Here is a 23,943-nt window from a genome sequence, read left to right on the forward strand (position 1 = left end):
CGGGGCGATCCGTCAAAGGCCCGAATGCAGGGCCGCCAGTCGGAGGGCGTGTGGAAAACGGCCGCGCGGGGCAGTCACCTCGTCGAAACGGTAAAACCAGAAACACATCCGGGCGAGGCCCGGCTGTCCCGCACCCTCCCCGCACCGCCTGTTCCGCAGGCGGCGCCGGCGCCTGCTATCTCCACCGCTCCGGGTTGTTCTGCGCCAACAAGTTTGCAAATCAAACAAGTCTGTTGTAGATCGGCTTCCACAGAGAGGGGAGAAACCCATGTCCGCCATCCGTCACGAACCGTCCGACCGCCTGCATGGCCTCGACGCCCTGCGCGCCAGCGCCCTGCTGCTGGGCGTCGTGCTGCACGCCAGCCTGGCCTTCTTTCCGCAGCAGACGTGGATCGTCGCCGACGACAGCCGTTCGACAGGCGCCGCCTGGCTCTTCTTCGCCATCCACCTGTTCCGGATGACGGCCTTCTTCCTGATCGCCGGCCTGTTCGCCCACATGATGCTGGCGCGGAAGGGCTGGCTGGGCTTCGCCCGGGACCGGGCCTCGCGGATCGCCGGGCCGCTGCTGGCCTTCTGGTTCCCGGTCATGGCCGGGATCGTGACGGCGCTGGTCTGGAACGCCCACGCCAACGGCCTCGTCGTCCCGGGCGCGCCGCCGCCGCCGCCGCCGACCTACGACTGGACCAACCTCCCCCTGACCCATCTGTGGTTCCTGTACGTCCTCACCCTCTTCTGCGCCGCGACCCTGATCCTGCGCGCGCCGTTCGCGGCGCTGGACCGCAAGGGCGGCTGGGGCCGCGCCGTCGACCGGTTGACCGGCCTCCTCGTCGGCTGGTGGACGCCCTTCATCCTCGCCATCCCTCTCGCGCTGGCGATGTGGCTCGACCCGGCGTGGATCGCCTTCTTCGCCGTCCCGACGCCGGATGCCGGCCTTGTCCCCGACACGGCTGCCCTCGTCGGCTTCGGCCTCGCCTTCGGCCTCGGCTTCCTGCTGGATCGCCGCCGCGACCTGCTGGGCCGCATCGCGGCCTGGTCGCCCCTGTTCCTGATCGTGGCCGTCGCCGCGGGCGTCTGGGCCTGGAGCCTCGCCGGCGGACCGAGCCTCGCGCCCATGGTCGAGCCGACCGCCGACAAGGCGCTCGCCGCCGCCGTCGTCGCCCTCGCCGTCTACGCCTCGGCCTTGGCCGCCATGGGCCTGTGCCTGCGCTTCGTGACCGGGCGCAACCCGGCGCTGCGCTACCTCTCCGACGCCTCCTACTGGATCTATATCCTGCATCTGCCCCTGGTCATGCTGGCCCAGGTCTGGATCCAGGACTGGGCCGCGCCGTGGGGGCTGAAGCTGGCGGGGATCTCCCTCGGCACCCTGGCCGTCTGCCTGATCACCTATGAGCTGATGGTCCGCCACACCTTCATGGGCCGCTGGCTGAACGGCCGCCGCGTCCCGTGGCGGCGCCCCCGCCAACCCGTCCTCGCCCCCGCCGAATAGCTTGCCAAGCCTGACCGGCTCGTCCACCCAATCCGGACGAGCCGGCTCCGGAGAATCGAACCCATGTCCGCCAAGCCCCGCCTGCATTCGCCCGAAGACGACCTCGCCTTCATGCGTTCGATCGTCGAGGGCGGCGGGCGCACGCCGATGACCCTGGCCGTCTGCTATCTGGCCGGCGGCCTGCTTTACGGCCTCCAGTGCCTGTTCCACATCGGCCAGGCCGTGGGACTGATCCGCTGGCCCGACCTGGCCAACCTGGCCTTCGTCGTCCTGATCACCATCAGCTTCCTCGCGGTGCTGACCTGGGCCATCCTGAAAGACCGCAGGGAGGGCCCGGCCAATCGCGGCACGACCGCCAGCCGCAGTCTCAACGCCGCCTTCAGCGCCACCGGCATGGCCAACACCGCGGTCATCATCGTCTTCGGCGTCGGCGCGTACCGCGACCACGACTTCGCCATCTGGCTCTACTATGCCGCCATCGTCTTCGCTCTCCAGGCGGCCGCCTGGTACATGGCCTGGACGCTGAAGCGGAAGGGCTGGATGCTGGCCACGGCGCTCGGCGGATGGCTCACCGCCGTCGCCCTCGGCCTGCTGGTTCGCGAGCCCCTCTGGTATCTCGGCGTCTGCACCGTCGCCCTGTTCGCCCTGTTCGCCCTTCCGGGCTGGATCATGTTCCGCGACGCCCGCGCCGCGCGGACGGCGGTCTGAGGCCATGGGGCTGGCCGACCTCGGACGGATCGACGACGTCATCCATGGCCGCATGCGGCTGGGGATCATGGTCTATCTCGCCGACGTCGACGCCGCCGACTTCACCGAACTCAAGACGGTGCTCGAGGCGACCCAGGGCAATCTCTCGGTCCACCTCAAGAAGCTGGAAGACGCCGGCTACGTCGCCATCGACAAGAGCTTCGTCAACAACAAGCCCCTGACCCGGGTGTCGATCACCCAAGCCGGCCGCAAGGCCTTCGGCGCCTATCTCGAGGCCATCGGCGCGCTGATCGGGGGCAAGGACTGATGGCGCCGGTGTCCGTCGATCCGAACCGCGTCCACGCCTTCCCCGATCCGGACGCCTTCGATCGCTGGCTCGCCGGCCACCACGACCGCGAGCCCGAGGTCTGGATCCGCATCTACAAGGTCAGGTCGGGCACGCCCTCGATCACCCCGAAGGAGGCCATCGACGTCGCCCTCTGCTGGGGTTGGATCGACGCCATTCGCAAGGGGCTCGACGAGGCCAGCTTCCTCCAGCGCTACACGCCCCGCGGCAGGAAGAGCGTGTGGAGCCAGATCAATGTCGAGAACGTCGAGCGCCTGATCGCCGCGGGCCGCATGACGGACCACGGGCTGACACAGGTCGAAACGGCGAAGGCGGATGGCCGCTGGGCGCAGGCCTACCGGGTCAAGGGCTCGGTCGTGCCCGACGACCTCATGGCCGCCATCGACGCCGTGCCCGAGGCGAGGGCGAGCTTCGACATCCTGACCGCCCAGAACCGCTTCGCCCTGATCTTTCGCCTGCAGGCCCTCAAGACGGCCGCCGGCCGGGAGAGGGCCATCGCCCGGTTCGTCGACATGCTGCGGCGCGGCGAGACCTTTCATCCACAGGGGAGGGCGGAATGACGGCGCGCGTCATGGGCATCGTCAATGTGACGCCGGACAGCTTCTCCGACGGCGGGCGTCTGGCCTCGGTCGAGGCCGCGGTCGCCCATGGCCTCAAGCTCGTCGGGCAGGGCGCCGCCATACTCGACGTCGGCGGCGAAAGCACCCGGCCAGGCGCCGAGCCCGTGCCCGAGGCGGACGAGATTGCTCGCGCGGTTCCCGTGATCCAGGGCCTGCGCGCCCGCTGGGACGGTCCGATCAGCATCGACACCATGAAGCCCGCCGTCGCCCGCGCCGCCGTCGCCGCGGGCGCAACCATGTGGAACGACGTCGCCGCCCTCGGTTTCGCCCCGGACGCCATGCGCGTCGCCGCCGACCTGAACTGCGACGTGGTCCTCATGCATATGAAGGGCGAGCCGCGCACCATGCAGGCCGCCCCGCACTATGACGACGTTGTCGCCGAGGTCGCCGACTGGCTCGCCGCCCGCGCCGAAGCGGCCATGGCGGCCGGCGTGGCCCGCGAGCGGATATGGCTCGATCCCGGCCTCGGCTTCGGCAAGACGGCGCGGCACAACCTTGCCCTGACCGCTCATCTCGACCGGCTGACGGCCCTCGGCTTCCCGATCCTCTATGGAGCCAGCCGCAAGCGCACCATCCAGTCCATCGACCCGACCGCGACCGACGCCAACGACCGTCTCGGCGGTTCGCTCGCCCTGGCCCTGGAGGCCGCCCGCCGCGGCGCCGACATCATCCGCGTCCACGACGTCCGCGAGACCGTCCAGGCCCTGGCGGTGCAGTCCGCAATCCTTGCGTCGGGGGCCGGCCGATGAATTTTCTGACCGGACCTGCCGTCGCGCCGATCCTGCTGCTGATCGTCTCGAACGTCTTCATGACCTTCGCCTGGTACGGCCATCTGAAACACGGCTCGAAACCGCTGGCCATCGTCATCATGGTCAGCTGGGGCATCGCCTTCTTTGAATATTGCCTCGCCGTCCCGGCCAATCGCATCGGCCATCAGGTCTATTCGGCCGCCGAGCTGAAGACGATGCAGGAGGTCATCACCCTCCTCGTCTTCGCCGCCTTCTCCGTGTTCTGGCTCGGTGAGAAGCTGACGATGAACCACGCCGTCGGCTTCGCCTTCATCGCCCTCGGCGCCTGGTTCATCTTCCGCGGCCCGTTGGGAAGCTGAGACACGAAGCGAATGATCCGCCTTCCAATCCCGACATCACCCTTGCCGTCGCGCCCGCGATTGGTCATCCCCTCGCCATGACCTCGCCCCTCGGACGCGTCCTGATCATCGCCGGCTCCGACTCCGGAGGCGGCGCCGGCATTCAGGCCGACATCAAGGCCGTGACGGCCATGGGCGGCTACGCCGCCACAGCCATCACCGCCATCACCGTGCAAAACACCCTCGGCGTCCACGACGTCCATCCCCTGCCGCTCGACCTCATCGAGGCCCAGGCCCGGGCGGTGCTGGATGATATCGGCGCCGACGCCGTCAAGACGGGCATGCTGGGCTCTACCGAGGTGGTCGAGCGGGTCGCCGCCATCCTCGACGCGTCCAGCGCCCCTGCCGTCGTCGATCCGGTCATGATCGCCAAGGGCGGTCATCCGCTTCTCCCCGACGAGGCGGTGCAGGCGGTGCGCAGTCTCATGGTCCCGCGCGCCGCCCTGCTGACGCCCAACGCGCCCGAGGCCGAGGCCCTGACTGGCCTCGCCGTCGCCGATCTCGACGGTCAACGCCGCGCCGGCGAGGCCCTGCTGGCCCTCGGCGCCAAGGCGGTGCTGATGAAGGGCGGCCACGTCCCCGGCGAGACGGTGATCGACCTGCTGCTGACCCCGGCGGGCGAGACCCTGCTGGAAGGCCCGCGCCTCGACACCCGCCACACACACGGCACCGGCTGCACCCTCGCCAGCGCCTGCGCCGCGGGCCTTGCCAAAGGCTTGCCGCTGGAGGTCGCGGTGGCCGAGGCCTGGGCCTATGTCGCCGAGGCGATCCGCCGGGCCCCGGGGCTGGGACGGGGCCACGGGCCGCTGGATCACGGCTGGCCGTTGCGGGACGCCCGATGAGCGATCTTGAGACCCGGCTCGCCGATATCGTCCGCGCCGATCCCGGCCTGATGCACGTCCTGGCCACCGTCCGCAGCCTCGGCCTGAACGACTGGCGGGTCTTCTCCGGCGCCGTCTACCAGAGCGTCTGGAACGCCGTCACCGGCCGCTCGCCCGGATACGGCATCCGCGACTACGACCTCGGCTATTTCGACCCGGACACCTCGTGGGACGCCGAGGACGCCGTCATCCGCCGCGTCGCCGCCGCCTTCGAGCCGCCGTTCCGCGACATGGTCGAGGTCCGCAATCAGGCCCGCGTCCACCTATGGTTCAAGAACAAATTCGGCGAACCCTACGAGGCCCTGACCGGCACGGACGAGGCGCTGGCCCGCTTCGTCGCCCCCGCCTTCGCCGTCGGCGTGCGGCTGGAAGACGACGATACGATCAGCGTGGCGGCCCCGTTCGGGCTGGAGGACGTCTTCTCGCTCACCATCCGGCCCAACCCGAACCGTCCCCTCGCCCGGGGGTGGGCCAAGGCGACCGCCAATGCGACGGCCCGCTGGCCGGAACTCACCATCATCGAACCGGAGGCCGTCTGATGCGCCAGTGGACCGTCGACGCCTTCGCCGCCGCCCCCTTCCGGGGCAACCCCGCCTGCGTGGTCGAGCCGTTCGATCAATGGCCCTCCGACGGCTGGATGCAGGCGCTGGCGAAGGAGAACAACCAGGCCGAGACCGCCTTCCTGCGGCGCACCGACGATCCCGCCCGGTTCGATCTGCGCTGGTTCACGCCGGGGCGCGAGGTCGACCTGTGCGGGCACGCCACGCTCGGTTCGGCCCATGTGCTGATGGCCGAACTCGGCGTCGATGCGGAGGCCCTGACCTTCGACACCCGCTCCGGCCCGCTGATCGTGCGCCGCGCCGGCGACGGCTACGAGATGGACTTCCCGGCCGATCCGCCCCGCCGCACCGGCCCGGTCGCCGGCCTTGCGGAAGCCCTCGGCGTCGAGCCGGTCGAGGTCTGGGCCGGCCGCTATCTGGTCGCGGTGCTGACGGATGCGGAGGCGGTCCGGAGCCTCCGCCCGGACATCGGCGCCCTGGTCTCGCTGCAGGGCGAGGCGGGGGAGGCTGGAGAGGTCATCGTCTGCGCCCTGGCCGACGCCGGAGACGATGTCGACGTGGTCGACCGCTTCTTCGCCCCCGGCTGCGGCGTGCCCGAGGATCCCGCCACCGGCTCGGCCCACTGCATCCTGGGCCCGCTCTATGCGGACAAGCTCGGACGCCCGACGGTGCGGTTCCATCAGGCCTTTCCGGGCCGGGGCGGCGATATCGAAACCCGGCTGAGGGGCGATCGTGTATTGCTGCGGGGCCGTGGCGTGACCGTGATCGAGAGCCGGCTGCGCGTCCCCGAACAGGAAAGGGGGCGCCGCCCTTTCGGACGACGCCCCCCGGACCTTTCGGGGAGGAAAAGTCGGGCCTAGTAGCGGCGGTTGTCGCGGTCGCGACGTTCCATCCGCACCTGGACGGCCAGGCGATCATAGCGCTGATCGAGGTCGTTGCGCTCCCAGCGCGTCAGCCCGCCGCGCATATAGTTGCGCTCCAGGCGGATCAGGCTGTTGAGCTGCACCTGCAACCGGCTGGCTTCGCGGCGGCTCAGCGAGCCGTTGCGCAGGCCGACGTCGATGCGGCGGTCCAGCTGGTACTTGCGCTGGCTGATCGACTGCCACCCGCCACGGTTCTGTTCATAGCGGTCGCCACGGTCGTGGCGGTCGTAGTTCTGGGCTGCGGCGGGAACCGCGACGGACGCCGCGGCGATGGCCAGCACGGGGATGAGGGCTTTCTTCATCATCGGTCTTATCCTTCGCGTTCGACGCGGCCGGGTGGCTGCGCTGACCTGGACAAGACCACTTTCCGCCTGAGCCCGATCTGAACGGCTTGTGTCAGCTTGCGTTCATGTCGATGACAACGCATCCATGCGGCGCCTCATGCGCGGGGAGAGGCGCGAAATGGTGGCGCGAGACGTGGGAAGAGGGGGCGGCGGCGGCGGTGAAATATGTCCATACTCGCCGTTCAGCCGTCGTTCAGAGCCTGGGGCCTAGACCGTCGCCCATGACCCGGATGCCCGTCTACATCCTTGCCGCCCTGCTCGCCGCCGCGCCCCTGTCCGCTGCGGCGCAGGATCGTGGCGACCGTGCGGAGCGACAGCAGGACCGTGGCGATCGCGATGAGCGCCAACGGTCGCCTCGCGACCTGCAGGACCACGGCCCTCGCGTCAGCGTGGGGGCCGCCGTCCAGCGCGCCTCCGCCGGTCGGCCAGGCCGCTTCCTGGGCGCCAGCAATCGCGGCGACACCATCGTGGTGCGCTGGGAGTATCCCGGCGGCCGCGTCGCCGACATCATGGTCGACGGCCGCACCGGCCGCGTAATCGGAGAACGCTGAATGCGCGTGCTGCTTGTCGAGGACGACGCCGATCTATCGCGCCAGCTGAAGGGCGCCCTGTCCGATGCCGGCTACGCCGTCGACCATGCCGCCGATGGCGAGGAAGCCCATTTCCTCGGCGACACCGAGCCGTACGACGTCATCGTGCTCGACCTCGGCCTGCCCAAGATCGACGGCGTCTCCGTGCTCGAGCGCTGGCGCCGCGAGGGCAAGACCACGCCGGTGCTGATCCTGACCGCGCGCGGCGCCTGGTCGGACAAGGTTTCGGGCTTCGACGCCGGGGCGGACGACTACCTGACCAAGCCCTTCCACACCGAGGAGCTTCTGGCCCGCCTGCGCGCCCTGCTGCGGCGCTCGGCCGGCATCGCGTCTTCGACCCTGGCGTGCGGCGGACTGCGGCTCGACCCCCGCGCCGCGCGGGCCAGCGTCAATGGCGAACCCCTGCGCCTGACCTCCCTTGAATACCGGCTGCTGCACTATCTGATGATGCACCAGGGCCGGGTGATCAGCCGCACCGAACTGGTCGAGCATCTGTACGACCAGGACTTCGACCGCGATTCCAACACCATCGAGGTCTTCGTCGGCCGCCTGCGCAAGAAGATCGGTCCGGACCGGATCGAGACGGTGCGCGGTCTCGGCTACCGGCTGACTCCCTTGCCGGGGGAGAGCGACGACACGTGACGGACGGCGCGGGGGGCCCTGTCGAAACCGGAGCGGCCGACGCGCCGCGCAGCTGGGGCCGCTGGTTCGGACGTCCGGGCCGAAGCCTGACGCGCCGCCTGATCTGGCTCGCCTCCGCCTGGATTGTCCTGGCCCTCGTCCTGACCGGTTGGGCGCTGACCAATCAGTATCAGGAATCGGCCCTTCGCCGGCTCGGCAACGTCCTCGGCGACACCATCGACGAGGTGGTCCTCGCCTCCGACGCCGGGACTGACGGCTCCCTGACCGTCAGCGAGGTCAAGGACGACCGCACCCTGCGCGCCCTGTCGGGCAAATACTGGGCCGTGGCGGAGCCAGGCCCGGACGGGCGGCTTCGCATCCTCGTCCGCTCGCCTTCCCTGGCGGGCGAGAGCCTGACCATTCCGCAGGAGCTCCCGGCGCGGCTCGCCGCCGCCCGCGGCGCGACCATCAGCTACAACGACCCCGACGGTCTGCGTCCGGGCGGGGAAGGGCCCCTGGGCGTGCCGCTGCGGGTGGCCGCCAGCATGAAGCAGCTCCCGGGCCGGACGGAGCCGGTGGTCTTCCTGGCCGGCATCGACCGCTCGAACATCGACCGCGACACCCAGCAGTTCGCCACCTTCACCTGGACGGCCCTGCTGATCCTCGGCCTCGGCCTGGTGATCGCGGTTTTCCTGCAGGTGCAGATCGGCCTGCGGCCCCTCTATGCGCTCCGGAACGAGATCGCGGATGTCCGCAAGGGCAAGGCCGCCCGCATCGCCCGCAGCTATCCGCTCGAGATCCAGCCGCTGGCTGAACAGGTCAACCGCCTGCTGGACCACAATCAGGAGACGGTGGAGCGCCAGCGCACTCACGTCGGCAACCTCGCCCACGCGCTGAAGACCCCCCTGTCGGTCATGCTGGCCGAGGCCGGGACGCAGAAGGGACCGCTGCCGGATCTCGTGCGCCGGCAGACAGAGGTGATGAAGGCCCAGGTCGATCATCACCTGCGCCGCGCCCGCGCCGCCGCCCGCGCCCAGATGCTTGGCGAGATCACCCCGGTGGCCGAGGTGCTGGACGAGATGGCGGTGATGCTGGAGCGGGTGTTCGAGGACAAGGGCGTGGTCATCGACTGGCGCGCCCCGGACGAACTGGCCTTCCGCGGCGAGCGGCAGGATCTGCAGGAACTGCTCGGCAATCTGCTTGAGAACGCCTGCAAGTGGGCGAAGCGCCGCGTTCGCGTCTCGGCCGGGCCGACCGGACTGGGACAGATGGTCGTGGTGGTCGAGGACGACGGCCCGGGCCTGCCGGAGGAGCAGCGCGAAGCCGCCCTGCTGCGCGGGGCCCGCATGGACGAGACCACCCCGGGCTCGGGTCTCGGCCTCTCGATCGTCGTCGAACTGACCCGCGCCTACGGCGGGCGGATTTCGCTCGCCGACAGCGAACTGGGCGGACTCAAGGCCGTACTGGAGCTGCCCTCCGCCGAGACCTGAGCCGCCGTCGGATAGCGGATATTAACCCCGCGGGGGCAGCATGCCGGCGGCCGGACGATTGACCGGTCGCGAGGTGTCTGAATGTCCGGGCTGTCTGTCGCCCATCGCGTCGCCCTGGCTGCTCTGATCGAGCAGGCGCCCGACGACATGCTGGTGAAGCTGTCGTCCGTGGCCGTGGCCCTGCCCGGCGCACGGGCGCTGGAGCTCGCCGACATGCTGGCCGACGAGGTTCGTGACCGGACCCGCCGTCGCCTCGTGATGGCGCCGTTGCTGCCCATGTTCCGGCCACGCAGGGACGGCGTCGAGGCCATGACCTTCCCCGCCGCCGTGTTGCCGCGCCTGTGGAAGGCCGGATCGACGCGCGAGCCCGCCCTGCTGCCCCGACTTGACCGCGAGGGCGCGGACGCCGTGGCCGTCTGCGACCGCATCTGCCTCGCCGCCGCCGCGGCCGTGCGCGACCGCCCTGACCTGATCTGGCCTCCCGAGCTCGAACCCGAGCGGCGCGAGCGCGGCCTCGCCGACCTCGCCGCCTGCCTCGACCTGGCTCACCTGGCCCGGCGCGGCCTGCCGTCGCTCGAGGTCTGGCTGAAGCGCCCCGACGGCGACCAGATCGCCGAGTTGCGCCTGCTGCTCAAGGACTGCGCCGGCGTCCATCTCGACGGCGCGCAGCGGGTGCTGGAGATGCTGTTCTCGCACCTGGACGACGCCGTCCTGATCCTGCGCATCATCACCCAGAGTTCCTGTTCCTCCGGCCGCGAGGGCTTTCTCAGCGCCTCCGAACTGTCCGGCTTCATCGAGCGGCTGATCTCCGGCGTCGACGCGCGGGTGGCGCGGATCGGGGCCTTCCGGCCCGGATCGGAACTGGCGACGGTCGATCCGATCATCGAGGACCTGACCTGGTGCGCCAATGTCCTGAACGAGCTGGACGTCACCCTGACCCTCAATCCGCTCAGCGTCTGGGGCAAGTCGGTGCGCGACGCGCGGGTCAGCATCGCCGGCCAGCTGTCCGCCTTCCTGCGCGCCGCCGATCGGGCGGTGGACAAGGCCCTGCCGCTGGAACGCATCCAGATTTCCGGGCGGATGACCCGCAAGTCGCCGCAACTAACCGCGCCGGTGCAGGGCGAGACCGTCCAGGCCGCGCGGAACCTGCTCAAGCTCGTCGGCGCCGTGCGCGGCCCGGCCTCGACTTTCGGGGCGGAGTCCGACCGCAAGAAACTGGTGGAATCCCTGACCGCCCGGCTCACGGACTACGCCGATCAGGCCCTGCTGCTGATCAACGACGGCGAGGCCGCGGACGAGGTCAACGCCCTGCGGCTCGTCGAACTCGCCGCCCGCTGCCTCGATCTCGTCGACGCGAAGGACGCCGCGCGGACGGTGCGTCGTCGCGCCGCGGTCGCCGGGAGCGGCAAGGGCGGCTCGAGGCCCTCGTCGCGAGCCGCCTGATCGGCTACATCGCGCGGCGATGACGATGTTCTGGATCATGACGGCGATGCTGGCGGCGCTCGCGGGCCTGCTGGTGCTCGCCGGCGCGCGGCGCGGCGCGGACGCGGGCGAGGTCGTGACCGCCGCCACCGCCTCCGCGGAACTGTCCGAACTGGACCGGCTGAAGGCGCGGGGCCTGCTCGACGAGGCCGGCTGGACCGCCGCCCGGGCCGAGGCGGGGCGCCGCATCCTGACCGCGCGGCGCGAGTCCGCCCCGGTGCAGGCCGGCGCAGCGGATCGCTTCGCGGTGCTGGGCGGCATCGGCGTGGCAGCGGCCGGAGCGGTTGGCCTGTACCTGCTCGTTGGCGCGCCGGGCCTGCCCGATCAGGCCTATGAACGCCGGGTGGACGAATGGTCCGGCCAGCTCGACACGCTCCAGCCTCCGCAGATGGCGGCGGTTGTGGCGCGAGTGGTCGAGGAACGGCCCAATGATCACCAGGCGCTGGCCATGCTCGGCGCCGCCCGCGCGCAGGCGGGCGATCCGATCGGCGCAGCCTCCGCCTTCCGCCGCGCCCTGGCCCTCAAGCCCGACGATGCGCGGAGCTGGGCGCGACTGGGCGAGACCCTCGTGCGGGCCAACCAGGGCGCGATCGGCGGCGATGCCGAGGCCGCCTTCCGCCGCGCGCTCGAACTCGACCCCAACCAGGGCGGCGCACGCTACTTCCTCGGCGAGGCGGCCCTGGCGCGAGGCGACACCGCGGCCGCGCGCGAGATGTGGCTGCCGCTGATCGCGGCCCTTGATCCTCGCGATCCCGACCGCGCCGATCTCGAGGCGCGTCTCCCGCCCGCTGAAGGCCCCCGATGAGCTGGCTGCCCAGGTCTCCCAAGGCGCGCCGTCGCCTGTGGATCGTGGCCGCGGTCGCACCGGTGCTGGCGCTGGCCGTCGGCCTGTCGCTGTTCGCCATGCGCGACAGCGTGACCTTCTTCTTTTCACCTTCGGAAGCGACGCCGGACAAGGCCCCAGCGGGCCGGGTGGTCCGCCTCGGCGGCCTGGTCGAGATCGGCAGTGTGGTCCACGACGGCGCGGGCCAGGTCGCCTTCGTGGTCACTGACACGGTCGCCACGACCCGGGTGACCTACCGCGGTGACCTGCCGGACCTGTTCCGCGAAGGGCAGGGCGTGGTGGCCCAGGGCGCCTTCCAGCCGGACCGGACCTTCCGCGCCACCCAGGTTCTGGCCAAGCACGACGAAAACTACATGCCGCGCGAGGTCGCCGACAGCCTCAAGGCCAAGGGCGAGTGGCGGCCCGAAGCCGGAGTGTCCGGCTCGTGATCGTTGAGACGGGCGCATTCGCCCTCATCCTGGCGCTGGCGCTGGCCGCCCTGCAGACCGGCATGGCCGTGGCCGGCCGTCTGCGCCGCAGCCCGGTGCTGGCCGGCGCCGCCGAGGGAGCGGCGATGGCCTCCGCCCTCGCCGTCGCCCTGGCCTTCGCCACCCTGATCTTCGCCTTCGCCACCTCGGATTTCTCGGTCGCCAACGTCGCGGCCAACAGCCACACCGACAAGCCGATGCTCTACAAGGTGGCCGCCGCCTGGGGCAGCCACGAGGGCTCGCTCGTGCTGTGGTGCCTGGTCCTGACCGGCTTTGGCGCCGTCCTGGCCCGCGCCCGCAACCTCCCGTTCGGCCTCAAGACCTCCGCCGTCGCCACCCAGGGGCTGCTCGGCGTGCTGTTCCTCGCCTTCGCCGTCTTCACCTCCAGCCCGTTCGCGCGGCTGAACCCGGCGCCGTTCCAGGGCGCGTCGCTGAACCCGCTGCTGCAGGATCCGGCGCTCGCCTTCCATCCCCCCTTCCTCTACGCCGGCTACGTCGGCTTTTCGGTCTGTTTCTCCCTCGCCGTGGCCGCCCTCGTCGAGGGCCGGGCCAATTCCGCCTTCTGGCCGGCCTGGGGCCGCTGGGTCAGGCCGTGGGCCCTGGCCAGCTGGGCCTTCCTGACCGTCGGCATCACCCTCGGCGCCTTCTGGGCCTATTACGAGCTCGGCTGGGGCGGCTGGTGGTTCTGGGACCCGGTCGAGAACGCCAGCTTCATGCCGTGGCTGGCCGGCGCGGCCCTGCTGCACTCCGCCGTGGTCACCGAGCGACGGGGAGCGCTGGCGGGCTGGACCACCTTCCTCGCCTTGCTGGCGTTCACCTTCTCGATGCTCGGCGCCTTCCTGGTGCGCTCCGGCGTCCTGACCAGCGTCCACGCCTTCGCGGTCGACCCGCAGCGCGGGCTGATGCTTCTGGCCATCCTCGGCGGCACGGCGGGCCTGGCCTTCGCCCTGTTCGCCTGGCGCGCGCCGCAGCTGAAGGGCGGCGGAATGTTCGCCCCCGTCAGCCGCGAGGGCGCCCTGGTGCTGAACAACCTGTTCCTGACCGCCGCCTGCGCCACCGTCCTGCTCGGCACCCTGTATCCGCTGATCCTCGAGGCGATGAACGGCTCGACCATCTCGGTCGGCCCGCCCTATTTCGCCCTGACCTTCGTACCGCTGATGGCCGTGGCCTTCATCATCCTGCCGGCCGGTCCCCTGCTCTCATGGAAGCGCGGCGATCTCATGGGCGTGACCCAGCGTCTGGCCGTCGCCGCCGGCCTCGCCATCCTTCTCGCCTTCGCCGGCTGGCTGATGTTCGAGCCGCGCAAGGCGCTGTCGGCGGCGGGGATCGGCCTCGGCGCCTGGCTGATCCTCGGCGCCCTCGCCGAGACCGTCGAGCGCACCCGCCTGTTCCGCGCCTCCTTCGGGGAGACCCTGCGCCGGGCCAGGGCCCTGCCGCTCGGCGCCTGGGGCACGACCCTGGCCCACGCCGGCCTTGGCGTCTTCGTGCTCGGGGCGGTGGTCGAGACCGGCTACCGGGTCGAGGCGGCCCGCCCTCTCGCGGTCGGCGAAATCATCGAGGCCGGTCCCTGGGCCGTCCGGCTGGATGCCGTCCGCGTTGTCGAAGGGCCCAACTATCTCGCCGAGCAGGGCCGGCTGACCGTCACCCTGCGCTCCGGGGCGGCGCCGCGCGAGGTCGTCGCCGAGCGCCGCTTCTTCCCCGCCGGCGGCCAGACCACCACCGAGGTCGGCCTCGATTTCCGCGGCCTCGACGACGTCTATGTGGTGGTGGGCGAGCGTGGCCGGACGGCGGCGGGCGCCCCCGCATGGAACGTGCGCGTGTGGTGGAACCCGTGGGCCCGGCTGATCTTCCTCGGTCCGGCCATCATGGCGCTGGGCGGGGTGCTGTCGCTTCTGGACCGCCGGCTGCGGCTGGGCGTCGGCAAGGGGAAGGGGGCGGCATGAAACGCGTCCTGCTGATCGCCATTGCGGCTCTTGGCCTGATCGGGAGCCCGGTGTTCGCGCAGGAGCCGCCCCCCGCGCCCGACCGGCCGCTGCCCGACGCCGCGCAGGAGGCCCGTGCGCAGGCGCTGTTCGACGGCATCCGCTGCGTGGTCTGCCAGCACGAGGCCATCGCCGACAGCCCCGCCGTCATCGCCGCCGACATGCGCCAGCTGGTCCGCGAACAGGTCGCCGCCGGCCGCACCGACGCGCAGATCGAACAGGATCTCGTCCGGCGCTACGGCGATTTCGTGCTGTTCCAGCCGCCCGTCCGCCTCGGCACCTGGCTGCTGTGGTTCGGGCCCGTGGCCCTGATGGCGGCCGTGCTGGCCCTGCTGCTGCTGCGATCCCGCGGCCGCCGGGCCGAGGCGGCGCCCCTGACCGCCGAGGAGGAGGCGCGGCTGGCGGATATCGTCGCCGGGGACGGGCTTCGCCCCGATCCTGACGCAAAGCCGTCTGACCACTGACGCTCCGACGGACCTATCCTCGCGCCCCGGCGTTGGCGGTGGGAGCCGCGGCCCTATATTGACGGACTGACCGGGCGTCCGCGCCCGAGGAGAGGATCGTACGAACCCGATGATGAAGCGTAAGGAATTCATGCTGGGGGCCACCTTCGGCCTGGTTCTCGCTGCCGGCGCCACCGCCGGCGGCGTCATCGACTGGCCGACCGCCAACGCGGGCCCTGTGTCCGGCGTCTCCGGCCGCCTGGCCCCGAACGCGGGCCCTGCCGGTCTTTTCGCCCCGCCGCAAGGCGCGCCCCTCAGCTTCGCCGACATATTCCAGCAGGTCGCCCCGGCCGTGGTGCAGATCGATGTCGAGGCGCCGCTCCGGGCTGGTCCGGGCGGGGCGCTCCAGATTCCGGGGACTCCGTTCTCGATCCCGGTCCCCCAACCTGAAGAGGGCGAGGAGCCCCTGACGACGCAGGGCGCCGGGTCCGGGTTCTTTATCTCCGCCGAGGGTTACATCGTCACCAACAACCATGTGGTCGAGGACGCGACCGAAATCCGGGTCACCCTGGCCGACGGGCGCGAACTGGAAGCCACCCTTGTCGGTCGCGACGTCGACACTGACCTGGCGGTGATCAAGGTTGAGGGCTCCGACTTCCCGTTCGTCTCCTTCGAGGAAGACGCCCAGCCCCGCGTCGGCGACTGGGTCATTGCGGTGGGTAACCCCTTCGGCCTCGGCGGCACGGCTACGGCCGGCATCGTCTCGGCCACGGGCCGCAGCCTGCCGCAGGCCAACGACAATCCCTATACGGACTTCCTGCAGATCGACGCCGCCATCAACCGTGGCAACTCCGGCGGTCCGACCTTCGACATCTACGGCCGCGTCATCGGCGTGAACTCCGCCATTTTCTCCACCACCGGCGGCTCGGTCGGCGTCGGCTTCGCCATCCCGGCCTCCATCGCCAAGGAGGTCACGACCAGCCTGATGCGCGGCGAGCCGATCAAGCGCGGTTATCTCGGCGCCCAGATCGGGACCGTGTCGGATGAGATGCGCGAGTCGCTGGGACTGCCGGACGATTTCGAGGCGGCCTATATCAACGAGGTCACGCCCGACGCCCCCGCCGAGCGCGCCGGCCTGCGCAACGGCGACATCGTGGTCAGCCTCAATGGCGAGAAGATCGAGACGTCGACCGAGCTGACCCGTCTCGTCGGGGCGGCCCGCCCGGGCGACATACTGCGTCTGGAAATTCTTCGCGAAGGCCGGCGGGAGAGGATCGAGGTCCGTTCAGGGACGCGCCCTGCCGACATCAATGCCCGAGCCAACCCCGCCGCGCCCGAAGCCGACGAGCCCCCCAAGGCCGGGCCCGCCGCCGGCGAGGTCGTCGAAGGCCTGTCCGTCGCTCCGCTGACCGCGGCGATCCGCAGCCGCTTCGATGTGCCGGAGCGGGTCGAGGGCCTCGTCGTCAATGCCGTCGTTCCCAATTCCAGGGCCGCCCGCGAGGGGTTCCAGCCGGGCATGGTCATCATGCAGGCGAACAGCCGCCCGGTAAGAACCGCCGCCGAGTTCCGCGCCGCCGTCGCTGCAGTTCGGTCCGCGGGCCGCTCGGGCATCCTGCTCCTGGTCCGCACGCCAAACGGCAACTCACCCGTCGTCCTGCCGCTCGCCCGCGAGTAATCGACCTGACAAAGCCTTAACTGCCCCCATCGCCGCCGATGCGCTAACATCGGCGGCGATTCTGCATCCGGAGGGGTCTTTCCATGCGCATCCTGGTGGTCGAAGACGACGCCGAAGCCGCGACCGCCATGGTCCGCGGCCTGACCGAGGCCGGTCACGAACCGACCCACGCCGTCGACGGCGCCTTCGGCCTGCTGGAGGCTCAGAAGGGCGGCTACGACGTCTATGTCGTCGACCGCATGATGCCCCGCCTCGACGGCATCGGCATGGTCGAGACCCTGCGCAAGGACGGCGACCAGACGCCGGTGCTGTTCCTGTCGGCCCTCGGCGAGGTCGACGACCGCGTCGCCGGCCTCCGCGCCGGGGCTGACGACTATCTGGTCAAGCCCTACGCCTTCTCCGAGCTGATCGCCCGCGTCGAGGCCCTGTCGCGCCGCCGCGAGACCGGCTCGGTCGCCACCATGCTCAAGGTCGGCGACCTCGAGATGAACCTGATCGCCCGGACGGTGCACCGTGGCGGCAAGGAGATCGACCTCCAGCCGCGCGAGTTCCAGCTGCTCGAATTCCTCATGCGCCACGCCGGCCAGTCGGTGACCCGCACCATGCTGCTCGAAAAGGTCTGGGAATACCATTTCGACCCCCAGACCAACGTCATCGACGTCCACATCAGCCGCCTGCGCGCCAAGATCGACAAGGGCTTCGACCACGCCATGCTGCAGACCGTGCGCGGCGCGGGGTACCGGCTGGAGGCCTGAGCCCGCGTCATGCGGCTCCCGTCCCTCCTTCGCCGCACGCCCTTCCGGCTGACGCTGCTGTTCCTCGCCCTGTTCGCAGCGGCGGCCAGCGCCATCCTGGCCTATGTCTATTTCGCCTCGGCCGCTGAGGCGCGCGTCAACGCCGAGCGCGAGGTGCGCGGCGAGCTGCAGGTGCTGACCGGCATCTACGACGCCCGCGGCATCGACGCCCTGAACGCGGCCCTGATCGACCGGGCCCTGACGCGCAGCACCTTCGTCTATCTGTTGATGAACCCCGACGGCAGCCGGGTCACCGGCAGCCTGACCCTCTCTCCCATCGAAACGATGGAGGGCGACCGCCAGTGGATTACCTTCCCCCTGACCGAGACCGATGCGGAGGGCCGCGTGACCCGGCCCCAGGCGCGCGGCGTGCAGGTCCGGCTGTCCGGGGGCGAGATGCTCTTCGTCGGCCGGTCGCTCGGCGACACGGAGGCCTATCTGGAACGGCTGACTCAGGCGCTGTGGGGCGCCATGGGCATCGTCCTGCTGCTCGGCCTGGCGGGCGGGGTGCTGGTCAGCCGCAATCTCGAGCGCTCGATGGGTCGGCTCAACAGGGTCGTCACGGCGGTGCAGGAGGGCGACCTGAAGGCGCGGGCGCCGGTCCGCAACTCCGGCGATGAATTGGACGAGCTCGGCGCCGGGCTGAACACCATGCTGGACCGGCTGGAAGCCTCGATGGCCTCGATCCGCCACGCCGGCGACGCGATCGCCCACGATCTGCGCTCGCCACTTACGCGCATGCGGGCCAAGCTGGAGGTGTCGCTGATCGACGCCGAGGCGGGCAAGATCGACGGCGTCGACGCCCTGCAGCTGGCCCTGGACGAGGCCGACAACCTGCTCAAGACCTTCAACACCGTCCTGGCCATCGCCCGGCTCCAGGCGGCGGCGGGCCGTACGCCCGATCCCCAGCTGTTCGACGCCGCCGACCTCGCCGCCGACATGGCCGAGCTCTACGAGCCGGCCTCCGAGGACAAGGGTCTGGAGTTCTCGGCCGAGATCGAGCGCGGCCTGATGGTCGAGGCCAACCGCCCCTTCCTCGCCCAGGCCCTGGCCAACGTCATCGACAACGCCATCAAATACACCCCGCCGGGCGGGGCGGTGATGCTGCGGGCCCGTCGGCGCAGCTCCGGCGAAATCGAGTTCTCCGTCACCGACACCGGCCCCGGCGTGCCCGAGGCCGACCGTGAGCGGGTCCTCCAGCGCTTCGTCCGCCTTGACAACAGCCGCACGGAGCCCGGCTCCGGCCTCGGCCTGTCGCTGGTGGGAGCCGTGCTGGAGGCCCACGGCGGCCGCGTCCAGCTCGATGAAGGCCCGGGCGAATACGGTGGCTTCGGTCCCGGCCTGCGCGTCGCCCTGGTCCTGCCGCCGGCGGAAGGCGCGTGAGCCAGGCGACGGCTCTGTCCCTGGCGCCCTGCGGACCTGTGCTCGACGCCGAGGCCGCGAACCGGGCCCGCGAACGGCTCGCCGAGGCCGCTTCGGACGGCGGCTGGGCCGGGACCCTCGATCGCGCCTGGCCCGCCCTGGCCCCGGTCTTCGCCGCCTCGCCCTATCTGTTCGGCCTCGCCCGGCGCTGGCCCGACCGCCTGCGCGCCATCCTCGAGGAGCCGCCCGGCGCGCGCCTTTCGGCCATCGTCGCCGCCACCGAAGCCCTGACCGGCGGCGCCGACGACCTGCGCGTCCCGCTGCGCCGCCTAAAGGGCGAACTGCATCTGCTGACTGCGCTCGCCGACCTCGGCGGGGTGTGGAACCTCGATCAGGTCACCGGCGCGCTCAGTCGCTTCGCCGACGCCTCGGTCAACGCCGCCCTTCGCGCCGTCGCCCACGACCAGCGCGAGCGCGGCAAACTGGTCAGCGCCGCCGACGACCCGCGCGGCCCAGTGCCGGGTCTGTTCGGCCTCGCCATGGGCAAACATGGCGCGTTCGAACTCAACTACTCTTCCGATATCGACATCAGCCTGTTCTGGGAGCCGGAGGCCCTGATCCCGGCCTTGGCCGAGGGCGTGGAACCGCAGCGGTTCGTCGACCGCCTGGCCCAGTCGCTGGCCGCCCTGATGCAGGAGCGCACGGGCGACGGCTACGTCTTCCGCGTCGACCTGCGCCTGCGCCCCGACCCGTCCTCGACCCCGCCCGTGGTCGCCGCTCCCACGGCCCTCGCCTATTACGAGAGCGTCGGCCAGAACTGGGAGCGCGCCGCCTTCATCAAGGCCCGCGCTGTGCTCGGCGATGTCGAGGCCGGGCGTGGCTTCCTGAAGGCCCTCGTCCCGTTCATCTGGCGGCGCAGCCTCGACTATCCGGCCATCCTCGACATTCAGTCGATCAAGCGCCAGATCCACGTCCACAAGACCGGCGAGGGACTGGAGGCGGCGGGCGCCAATCTGAAGCTCGGCAGGGGCGGCATCCGCGAGATCGAATTCTTCGCCCAGACCCAGCAGCTGATCCTCGGCGGCCGCGACCCGGGGCTGCGCACCCCCCGCACCACCAACGCCCTCAAGGCCCTGCGCGACGCCGGCCACGTCGACCCCGCCGCCTGTGCGGAGCTAACCGCCGCCTACATCGAACTGCGCGGCCTCGAGCACCGCGTTCAGATGCTCGACGACGAACAGACCCACAGCCTGCCGGCCGAGCCCGCCGCCCGCGCCCGTGTCGCGGCCCTGGCCGGCGAGGGCGATCTGTCCTCTTTCGACGCCCGGGTCGAGGCGCTGCTGGTCGGGGTCAACCGCCGCTATGGCGAGCTGTTCGAGGGCGAGGAGCAGCTGTCGTCTCCCTACGGCTCGCTGGTCTTCACCGGCGTCGAGAACGATCCCGAGACGCTCGAGACCCTGGCCCGGATGGGCTTCTCCGATCCGGCCATGGTCGCCGACACCATCCGCGGCTGGCATCACGGCCGCATCCCGGCCACGCGGACGGCGCGTGGCCGTGAACTGTTCACCCGCCTCGCCCCCCGGCTGCTGACGGCGCTGGCCGACACCGGCGCCGCCGACGCCGCCTTCCGCCGGTTCGCGGTGTTCTTCTCGGGGCTCAGCGGCGGAGTTCAGGTCCAGGCCCTGTTCCTCGCCCAGCCGAAGCTGTTCGATCTCGTCGTCGGCGTCATGGCCTTCGCGCCACGGCTCGCGCGGACGCTGGGCCGTTATCCGGCCGCGCTGGACAGCATGCTCGACGCGCGCTTCGCCCGCAGCATCGAGGAAGACACGGGCGTGGTCGCCCAGATGGGGGTCGAGGCCGCCGCCGCGCCCGACTTCGAGGCCGCCATGAATGTGGTGCGCCGCGTTCACCGCGAGCAGATGTTCCGCATCGGCGTCCAGACCCTGACCGGCCGCGTCGGGCCTGAGGAGGCGGGGCGCGCCTACACGACCCTTGCCGACGCCTGCCTGGCCGCCCTCGCCCCCGCCGCCATGGCCGAGACGATGCGCCAGGGCGGTGCGCTGGCAGGGGGCGCGGTGGCTGTCGTGGCGCTGGGAAAGGCAGGATCGCGCGAGATGACGGCGACCTCGGACCTCGACCTGATGACCGTGTACGACGCGCCCGCCGACGCCGTGTCGGACGGCAGACAGTGGGCCGCAGGGGTGTTCTACTCGCGCTTCACCCAGCGGCTGATCGCGGCCCTTTCGGCGCACACGGCCGAGGGCGGGCTCTACGAGGTCGACATGCGTCTGAGGCCCGGCGCCGCCAAGGGACCGGTGTCGCTGCGGCTCCCGGCGGTCGAGGACTATTACGCCACCGAGGCCGACACCTGGGAGTTCATGGCCCTGACCCGCGCCCGGGTGGTCTGGGCCAGCGATCCGCAGTTCGGCGCACGCACGGCGGCGACGCTGGAGGCCATCCTGCGGCGGCCCCGGCCGGGGGTGGCTCTCGCCGCGGACGCCCGGCGCATGCGCGACCTGATGGCCCGGGAACGGCCCGGCCAGGGCGACTGGGACGTCAAACTGGCGCCCGGCGGTCAGGTCGATGCGGAATTCGTCGCCCAGGTGCGCCAGCTCCGGCGGGCGCGGGCCGAAGGGCCGATGACGGTCTCGACGCTCGAGGCCTTGTCGGACGATCCCGAGCTGGCCGAGGCCTGGCGGCTGCAGCAGGCGCTCAGCCAGATTCTCGGCGCCGCCTTCGATGACCGACCCGATCCTGACCACGAGCCGGAGGGCTTCCGTCAGCGGCTGGCGAAGGCGGCCGGCTTCTCCAGCTTTGACGCCCTGAAAGCCGGGCTGGCCGAGGCCCGCAAGGCTGCTCGCGCCGCTTTCGAGGCCGCCCTGCCGCCGGCCGCCGACGGAGACTGACGCGAACAGCGTTTCACTCTCAGACAGGGATGCGCGGCCGCGTCGGGCGGCCATGGAGACCATCGAGATGAACAAGACCCTTCTGGCCAGCGGCCTCGCCGCCCTCGCCCTCACAGCCGCCGGCGGAGCCGCCGTGGCCCGGCAGTCGCCGGAGCCGCCGCACGCCCGCGGCATGCGCGCCGACGCCGACGGAGACCAGCGTCTCAGCCAGGCCGAATTCGTGGGCCGGCGCGTGGCGCGCCTGACTGCTGCGGATGCGAACCGGGACGGTTCGGTCACGGCCGACGAGCGACGCGCTGTTGCTGAAGTCCGCCGCGCCGGCCGCGCCGACGCCCGTTTCGACCGGCTCGACGCGGATGACGACGGGGTCATCAGCAAGGCCGAGTTCGAGGCCCGCCGCGAACACCGGGCCGGGGTCCGCGCCGAACGCGGCCCGCGGGCTGGTCATCGCGGTGCGCACCGCCACGCCGCGCGGGCCGGAAGGATGGCCGAGCGCGGCCCCATCGTGATCGTAGAGGCCGAGGCCCGCGCCACGGCCGCCTTCTCGCGGCTTGACGCCGACCGGGACGGCTTCGTCACCGCCGCCGAGCGCCATGCAGCCCGCGCCGATCGCCGCGAGCATCGCCGCGAGCGGATGGCCGGCCGCCGCGCCGCCCGCCAGGCGCAACAGGCGTCGCCTCCGGCGCCCGCTTCGGAGTAAGCAGATGACGGGCGCGGCGGTCCTCGACCATACCGGCCTTGCAGCAACGTTCGCACGAGGCCGGATGGCGACCTTCGCCGACCCCGACGAGGATCTGGTGCGCCGCGTGGGTCAGGGTGATCCCGCGGCCATTCAAGCCATGGTCGCGCGCAAGCTGCCGCGCATGCTGGCTCTCGCCCAGCGCATGCTCGGCGACGCGGTCGAGGCCGAAGACGTGGCCCAGGAGGCTCTGGTGCGTGCTTGGCGGCAGGCGCCCCGCTGGGTTTCCGGCCGGGCCAAGTTCGACACCTGGCTGCATCGGGTGGCCCTGAACCTCTGCTACGACCGGCTGCGGCGGCGGCGAGAGGTTCCCACCGACGCGCCGCCGGACCGGCGCGACGACGGGCCGGCGCCGGATCGCGGCCTGCTCGCCGCCGACGTCGGCGCGGCGGTCAACGGCGCCCTGGCCCGCTTGCCCGATCGCCAGCGCGAAGCCATCGTGCTTTGCCATTATCAGGAACTGTCGAACATCGAGGCCGCGGGGCTGATGGAGATCAGCATCGAGGCGTTGGAGAGCCTGCTGTCGCGTGGACGGCGGGCGCTGAGACTGGCGCTGGCCGAGCATCGGCCCGGGGCCGAAGGAGTATGAACGTGATGACGGCGGAACGCTTTCTCACCCTGGTGGCCGCCTACGGCGCGGACCGCCGCCGCTGGCCCGACGCCGAACGGTTGGAGGCCGACGCCTTTGCGGCGGCTCATCCGGACCTCGCCGGCCCGGCTCTGGTCGAGGCGGATGCGGTTGACGCCCTGCTGCATCGCTCGCCCACGCCGCAGGTCTCGATGGCGCTGCGCGACCGGGTGATCGCCGCCGCCGCGTCCGCCGGAGGCCGGGTGGGGCGCTCCGGCCGGCTGTGGATCGACCGCCTGACCCTGGCGTTGGGGGCCGGCTGGGCGGTGGCGGCCTGCGCCGGGGTGGCGGCGGGCGTCGTCATGACCGGCCATCTGACCGCCGCCGCCGAGGCCGACGCGGTGCTGTACCAGGCGTCCCTGCTCGGCGTCGACGACACGGAGGTGCTCGGTTGACCGCCAGGACCCTGAAGATCGCCCTGGCCGCCTCGGTGGCGTTGAACCTGTTCGCCCTGGCGGCCGGCGCCACGCTGCTCGTCGGCCGGGCCGACGTCGAGCGCCGCATCGAGGCCCAGCATCGGGCGCCCCGCGACCGCTCCTTCATGGCGGTTGTCGAGGGGCTCGATCCCGCCGTGCGCGATCGCGTGCGCGAAACCCTGCGCGCGTCCGCCCGGGCGGCCCGCCCGGACTTCGAGGAGACCCGGCTGAAGCGGCGCCAGGCGACGGCGCTGGCGCGTTCCGCCGACTTCGACCCGGCCGAGGTCTCGGCCCTGCTCGAACAGTCCCGCGCCGCCGAACTGCGCGGCCGGGCCCGGCTCGAGGCAGACGCCGTGGCGGTGCTGGCGACGCTGGAGCCCGCCGATCGCGCGGCCCTGTCGGAAATCCTCACGCGCCGTGGCCGGACGGTGGTGCGCGACAAGGGCGACCGCAAGGCGCGCGCGGCGACGCCGCCCCGCTCCTAGGAGG

25 protein-coding genes and 1 pseudogene are annotated in these 23,943 nt (G+C 71.5%); 25 read left to right on the top strand and 1 reads right to left on the bottom strand.

The features are described from left to right. Window positions 1-268 precede the first annotated feature (268 nt). The 9 genes and pseudogenes from VEA62_RS14640 to VEA62_RS14680 all read left to right on the top strand — a co-directional run. Complete coding sequence (locus VEA62_RS14640) at window positions 269-1,486, top strand: acyltransferase family protein (RefSeq protein WP_324823142.1); 1,218 nt, start codon at window positions 269-271, stop codon at window positions 1,484-1,486. A 63-nt stretch (window positions 1,487-1,549) separates the two neighbouring features. Beyond that, complete coding sequence (locus VEA62_RS14645) at window positions 1,550-2,194, top strand: hypothetical protein (RefSeq protein WP_324823145.1); 645 nt, start codon at window positions 1,550-1,552, stop codon at window positions 2,192-2,194. Window positions 2,195-2,198: 4 nt separating this feature from the next. Then, window positions 2,199-2,501: a transcriptional regulator gene (locus VEA62_RS14650; protein ID WP_324823147.1), complete on the top strand. Its 303-nt coding sequence runs from the start codon at window positions 2,199-2,201 to the stop codon at window positions 2,499-2,501. Then, window positions 2,501-3,100, top strand: coding sequence for a YdeI/OmpD-associated family protein (locus tag VEA62_RS14655; RefSeq protein WP_324823149.1), 600 nt, complete (start codon window positions 2,501-2,503; stop codon window positions 3,098-3,100). The genes VEA62_RS14650 and VEA62_RS14655 overlap by 1 nt, the downstream gene beginning before the upstream one ends. After that, on the top strand, window positions 3,097-3,909 hold the full coding sequence (gene folP, locus VEA62_RS14660; RefSeq protein ID WP_324823150.1) for a dihydropteroate synthase: 813 nt from the start codon (window positions 3,097-3,099) through the stop codon (window positions 3,907-3,909). Before VEA62_RS14655 ends, folP begins: the two co-directional genes overlap by 4 nt. Then, the gene (locus VEA62_RS14665) at window positions 3,906-4,268 is read left to right on the top strand and encodes a DMT family protein (RefSeq protein ID WP_324823151.1); all 363 of its coding nucleotides are present in this window, start codon (window positions 3,906-3,908) and stop codon (window positions 4,266-4,268) included. Before folP ends, VEA62_RS14665 begins: the two co-directional genes overlap by 4 nt. Window positions 4,269-4,345: 77 nt before the next feature. Next, entirely contained in the window at window positions 4,346-5,149 is an 804-nt protein-coding gene (thiD, locus tag VEA62_RS14670) for a bifunctional hydroxymethylpyrimidine kinase/phosphomethylpyrimidine kinase (RefSeq protein ID WP_324823153.1), read from the top strand. Beyond that, entirely contained in the window at window positions 5,146-5,727 is a 582-nt protein-coding gene (locus VEA62_RS14675; protein WP_324823155.1) for a nucleotidyltransferase family protein, read from the top strand. The genes thiD and VEA62_RS14675 overlap by 4 nt, the downstream gene beginning before the upstream one ends. Further along, a pseudogene (locus tag VEA62_RS14680) lies at window positions 5,727-6,533 on the top strand (PhzF family phenazine biosynthesis protein); the annotation flags it as partial. The gene VEA62_RS14675 and the pseudogene VEA62_RS14680, both read left to right, overlap by 1 nt. A gap of 71 nt (window positions 6,534-6,604) precedes the next feature. On the opposite strand, the gene VEA62_RS14685 reads toward VEA62_RS14680, so the two are convergent. Continuing rightward, window positions 6,605-6,973, bottom strand: a complete 369-nt coding sequence (locus VEA62_RS14685; protein ID WP_324823158.1) for a hypothetical protein — start codon at window positions 6,971-6,973, stop codon at window positions 6,605-6,607. Between the two features lie 263 nt (window positions 6,974-7,236). Between VEA62_RS14685 and VEA62_RS14690 the strand changes: the two genes are divergently transcribed. From VEA62_RS14690 to VEA62_RS14765, 16 genes are all read left to right on the top strand, one after another. After that, window positions 7,237-7,566 (top strand): hypothetical protein, encoded by a 330-nt coding sequence (locus VEA62_RS14690; protein ID WP_324823160.1) that lies wholly within the window; start codon window positions 7,237-7,239, stop codon window positions 7,564-7,566. Further along, the gene (locus tag VEA62_RS14695) at window positions 7,567-8,247 is read left to right on the top strand and encodes a response regulator transcription factor (RefSeq protein WP_324823162.1); all 681 of its coding nucleotides are present in this window, start codon (window positions 7,567-7,569) and stop codon (window positions 8,245-8,247) included. Beyond that, window positions 8,244-9,716 carry a sensor histidine kinase gene (locus VEA62_RS14700; protein WP_324823164.1) on the top strand — a complete coding sequence of 491 codons (1,473 nt, stop codon included), beginning with the start codon at window positions 8,244-8,246 and terminating at the stop codon, window positions 9,714-9,716. Before VEA62_RS14695 ends, VEA62_RS14700 begins: the two co-directional genes overlap by 4 nt. A gap of 81 nt (window positions 9,717-9,797) precedes the next feature. Next, window positions 9,798-11,159 carry a hypothetical protein gene (locus tag VEA62_RS14705; RefSeq protein ID WP_324823166.1) on the top strand — a complete coding sequence of 454 codons (1,362 nt, stop codon included), beginning with the start codon at window positions 9,798-9,800 and terminating at the stop codon, window positions 11,157-11,159. Between the two features lie 19 nt (window positions 11,160-11,178). Then, window positions 11,179-12,003 carry a c-type cytochrome biogenesis protein CcmI gene (ccmI, locus tag VEA62_RS14710; RefSeq protein WP_324823168.1) on the top strand — a complete coding sequence of 275 codons (825 nt, stop codon included), beginning with the start codon at window positions 11,179-11,181 and terminating at the stop codon, window positions 12,001-12,003. Continuing rightward, the gene (gene ccmE / locus VEA62_RS14715; protein WP_324823170.1) at window positions 12,000-12,470 is read left to right on the top strand and encodes a cytochrome c maturation protein CcmE; all 471 of its coding nucleotides are present in this window, start codon (window positions 12,000-12,002) and stop codon (window positions 12,468-12,470) included. Before ccmI ends, ccmE begins: the two co-directional genes overlap by 4 nt. Next, a complete protein-coding gene (locus VEA62_RS14720) occupies window positions 12,467-14,452 on the top strand; it encodes a heme lyase CcmF/NrfE family subunit (RefSeq protein WP_324823172.1) in 1,986 nt (661 codons plus the stop codon). Before ccmE ends, VEA62_RS14720 begins: the two co-directional genes overlap by 4 nt. Continuing rightward, window positions 14,449-14,955, top strand: a complete 507-nt coding sequence (locus VEA62_RS14725) for a cytochrome c-type biogenesis protein (protein ID WP_324823174.1) — start codon at window positions 14,449-14,451, stop codon at window positions 14,953-14,955. Before VEA62_RS14720 ends, VEA62_RS14725 begins: the two co-directional genes overlap by 4 nt. Window positions 14,956-15,064: 109 nt before the next feature. Then, window positions 15,065-16,609: a Do family serine endopeptidase gene (locus VEA62_RS14730; RefSeq protein ID WP_324823176.1), complete on the top strand. Its 1,545-nt coding sequence runs from the start codon at window positions 15,065-15,067 to the stop codon at window positions 16,607-16,609. Between the two features lie 83 nt (window positions 16,610-16,692). Next, window positions 16,693-17,364 (top strand): response regulator transcription factor, encoded by a 672-nt coding sequence (locus VEA62_RS14735; protein WP_168045080.1) that lies wholly within the window; start codon window positions 16,693-16,695, stop codon window positions 17,362-17,364. A gap of 9 nt (window positions 17,365-17,373) precedes the next feature. After that, window positions 17,374-18,786 carry a HAMP domain-containing sensor histidine kinase gene (locus VEA62_RS14740; RefSeq protein ID WP_324823179.1) on the top strand — a complete coding sequence of 471 codons (1,413 nt, stop codon included), beginning with the start codon at window positions 17,374-17,376 and terminating at the stop codon, window positions 18,784-18,786. Beyond that, the gene (locus VEA62_RS14745) at window positions 18,783-21,671 is read left to right on the top strand and encodes a bifunctional [glutamine synthetase] adenylyltransferase/[glutamine synthetase]-adenylyl-L-tyrosine phosphorylase (RefSeq protein WP_324823181.1); all 2,889 of its coding nucleotides are present in this window, start codon (window positions 18,783-18,785) and stop codon (window positions 21,669-21,671) included. The genes VEA62_RS14740 and VEA62_RS14745 overlap by 4 nt, the downstream gene beginning before the upstream one ends. A gap of 172 nt (window positions 21,672-21,843) precedes the next feature. Next, entirely contained in the window at window positions 21,844-22,371 is a 528-nt protein-coding gene (locus tag VEA62_RS14750; RefSeq protein WP_324823272.1) for an EF-hand domain-containing protein, read from the top strand. 64 nt (window positions 22,372-22,435) lie between these two features. After that, a complete protein-coding gene (locus tag VEA62_RS14755; protein WP_324823183.1) occupies window positions 22,436-22,999 on the top strand; it encodes an RNA polymerase sigma factor in 564 nt (187 codons plus the stop codon). A 5-nt stretch (window positions 23,000-23,004) separates the two neighbouring features. Further along, on the top strand, window positions 23,005-23,433 hold the full coding sequence (locus VEA62_RS14760) for a hypothetical protein (RefSeq protein WP_324823185.1): 429 nt from the start codon (window positions 23,005-23,007) through the stop codon (window positions 23,431-23,433). After that, window positions 23,430-23,939 carry a periplasmic heavy metal sensor gene (locus tag VEA62_RS14765; RefSeq protein WP_324823187.1) on the top strand — a complete coding sequence of 170 codons (510 nt, stop codon included), beginning with the start codon at window positions 23,430-23,432 and terminating at the stop codon, window positions 23,937-23,939. Before VEA62_RS14760 ends, VEA62_RS14765 begins: the two co-directional genes overlap by 4 nt. Window positions 23,940-23,943 lie beyond the last annotated feature (4 nt).

The organism is Brevundimonas sp., from assembly GCF_035627475.1.
Lineage (GTDB): Bacteria > Pseudomonadota > Alphaproteobacteria > Caulobacterales > Caulobacteraceae > Brevundimonas.

Bases quoted from the DNA above. Each gene is read 5' to 3' on its own strand.
- VEA62_RS14640 (WP_324823142.1), top strand. From the start codon at position 269: ATGTCCGCCATCCGTCACGAACCGTCCGACCGCCTGCATGGCCTCGAC.
- VEA62_RS14645 (WP_324823145.1), top strand. From the start codon at position 1,550: ATGTCCGCCAAGCCCCGCCTGCATTCGCCCGAAGACGACCTCGCCTTC.
- VEA62_RS14650 (WP_324823147.1), top strand. From the start codon at position 2,199: ATGGGGCTGGCCGACCTCGGACGGATCGACGACGTCATCCATGGCCGC.
- VEA62_RS14655 (WP_324823149.1), top strand. From the start codon at position 2,501: ATGGCGCCGGTGTCCGTCGATCCGAACCGCGTCCACGCCTTCCCCGAT.
- folP (WP_324823150.1), top strand. From the start codon at position 3,097: ATGACGGCGCGCGTCATGGGCATCGTCAATGTGACGCCGGACAGCTTC.
- VEA62_RS14665 (WP_324823151.1), top strand. From the start codon at position 3,906: ATGAATTTTCTGACCGGACCTGCCGTCGCGCCGATCCTGCTGCTGATC.
- thiD (WP_324823153.1), top strand. From the start codon at position 4,346: ATGACCTCGCCCCTCGGACGCGTCCTGATCATCGCCGGCTCCGACTCC.
- VEA62_RS14675 (WP_324823155.1), top strand. From the start codon at position 5,146: ATGAGCGATCTTGAGACCCGGCTCGCCGATATCGTCCGCGCCGATCCC.
- VEA62_RS14685 (WP_324823158.1), bottom strand. From the start codon at position 6,973: ATGAAGAAAGCCCTCATCCCCGTGCTGGCCATCGCCGCGGCGTCCGTC.
- VEA62_RS14690 (WP_324823160.1), top strand. From the start codon at position 7,237: ATGACCCGGATGCCCGTCTACATCCTTGCCGCCCTGCTCGCCGCCGCG.
- VEA62_RS14695 (WP_324823162.1), top strand. From the start codon at position 7,567: ATGCGCGTGCTGCTTGTCGAGGACGACGCCGATCTATCGCGCCAGCTG.
- VEA62_RS14705 (WP_324823166.1), top strand. From the start codon at position 9,798: ATGTCCGGGCTGTCTGTCGCCCATCGCGTCGCCCTGGCTGCTCTGATC.
- ccmI (WP_324823168.1), top strand. From the start codon at position 11,179: ATGACGATGTTCTGGATCATGACGGCGATGCTGGCGGCGCTCGCGGGC.
- ccmE (WP_324823170.1), top strand. From the start codon at position 12,000: ATGAGCTGGCTGCCCAGGTCTCCCAAGGCGCGCCGTCGCCTGTGGATC.
- VEA62_RS14725 (WP_324823174.1), top strand. From the start codon at position 14,449: ATGAAACGCGTCCTGCTGATCGCCATTGCGGCTCTTGGCCTGATCGGG.
- VEA62_RS14730 (WP_324823176.1), top strand. From the start codon at position 15,065: ATGATGAAGCGTAAGGAATTCATGCTGGGGGCCACCTTCGGCCTGGTT.
- VEA62_RS14735 (WP_168045080.1), top strand. From the start codon at position 16,693: ATGCGCATCCTGGTGGTCGAAGACGACGCCGAAGCCGCGACCGCCATG.
- VEA62_RS14740 (WP_324823179.1), top strand. From the start codon at position 17,374: ATGCGGCTCCCGTCCCTCCTTCGCCGCACGCCCTTCCGGCTGACGCTG.
- VEA62_RS14750 (WP_324823272.1), top strand. From the start codon at position 21,844: ATGCGCGCCGACGCCGACGGAGACCAGCGTCTCAGCCAGGCCGAATTC.
- VEA62_RS14755 (WP_324823183.1), top strand. From the start codon at position 22,436: ATGGCGACCTTCGCCGACCCCGACGAGGATCTGGTGCGCCGCGTGGGT.
- VEA62_RS14760 (WP_324823185.1), top strand. From the start codon at position 23,005: ATGACGGCGGAACGCTTTCTCACCCTGGTGGCCGCCTACGGCGCGGAC.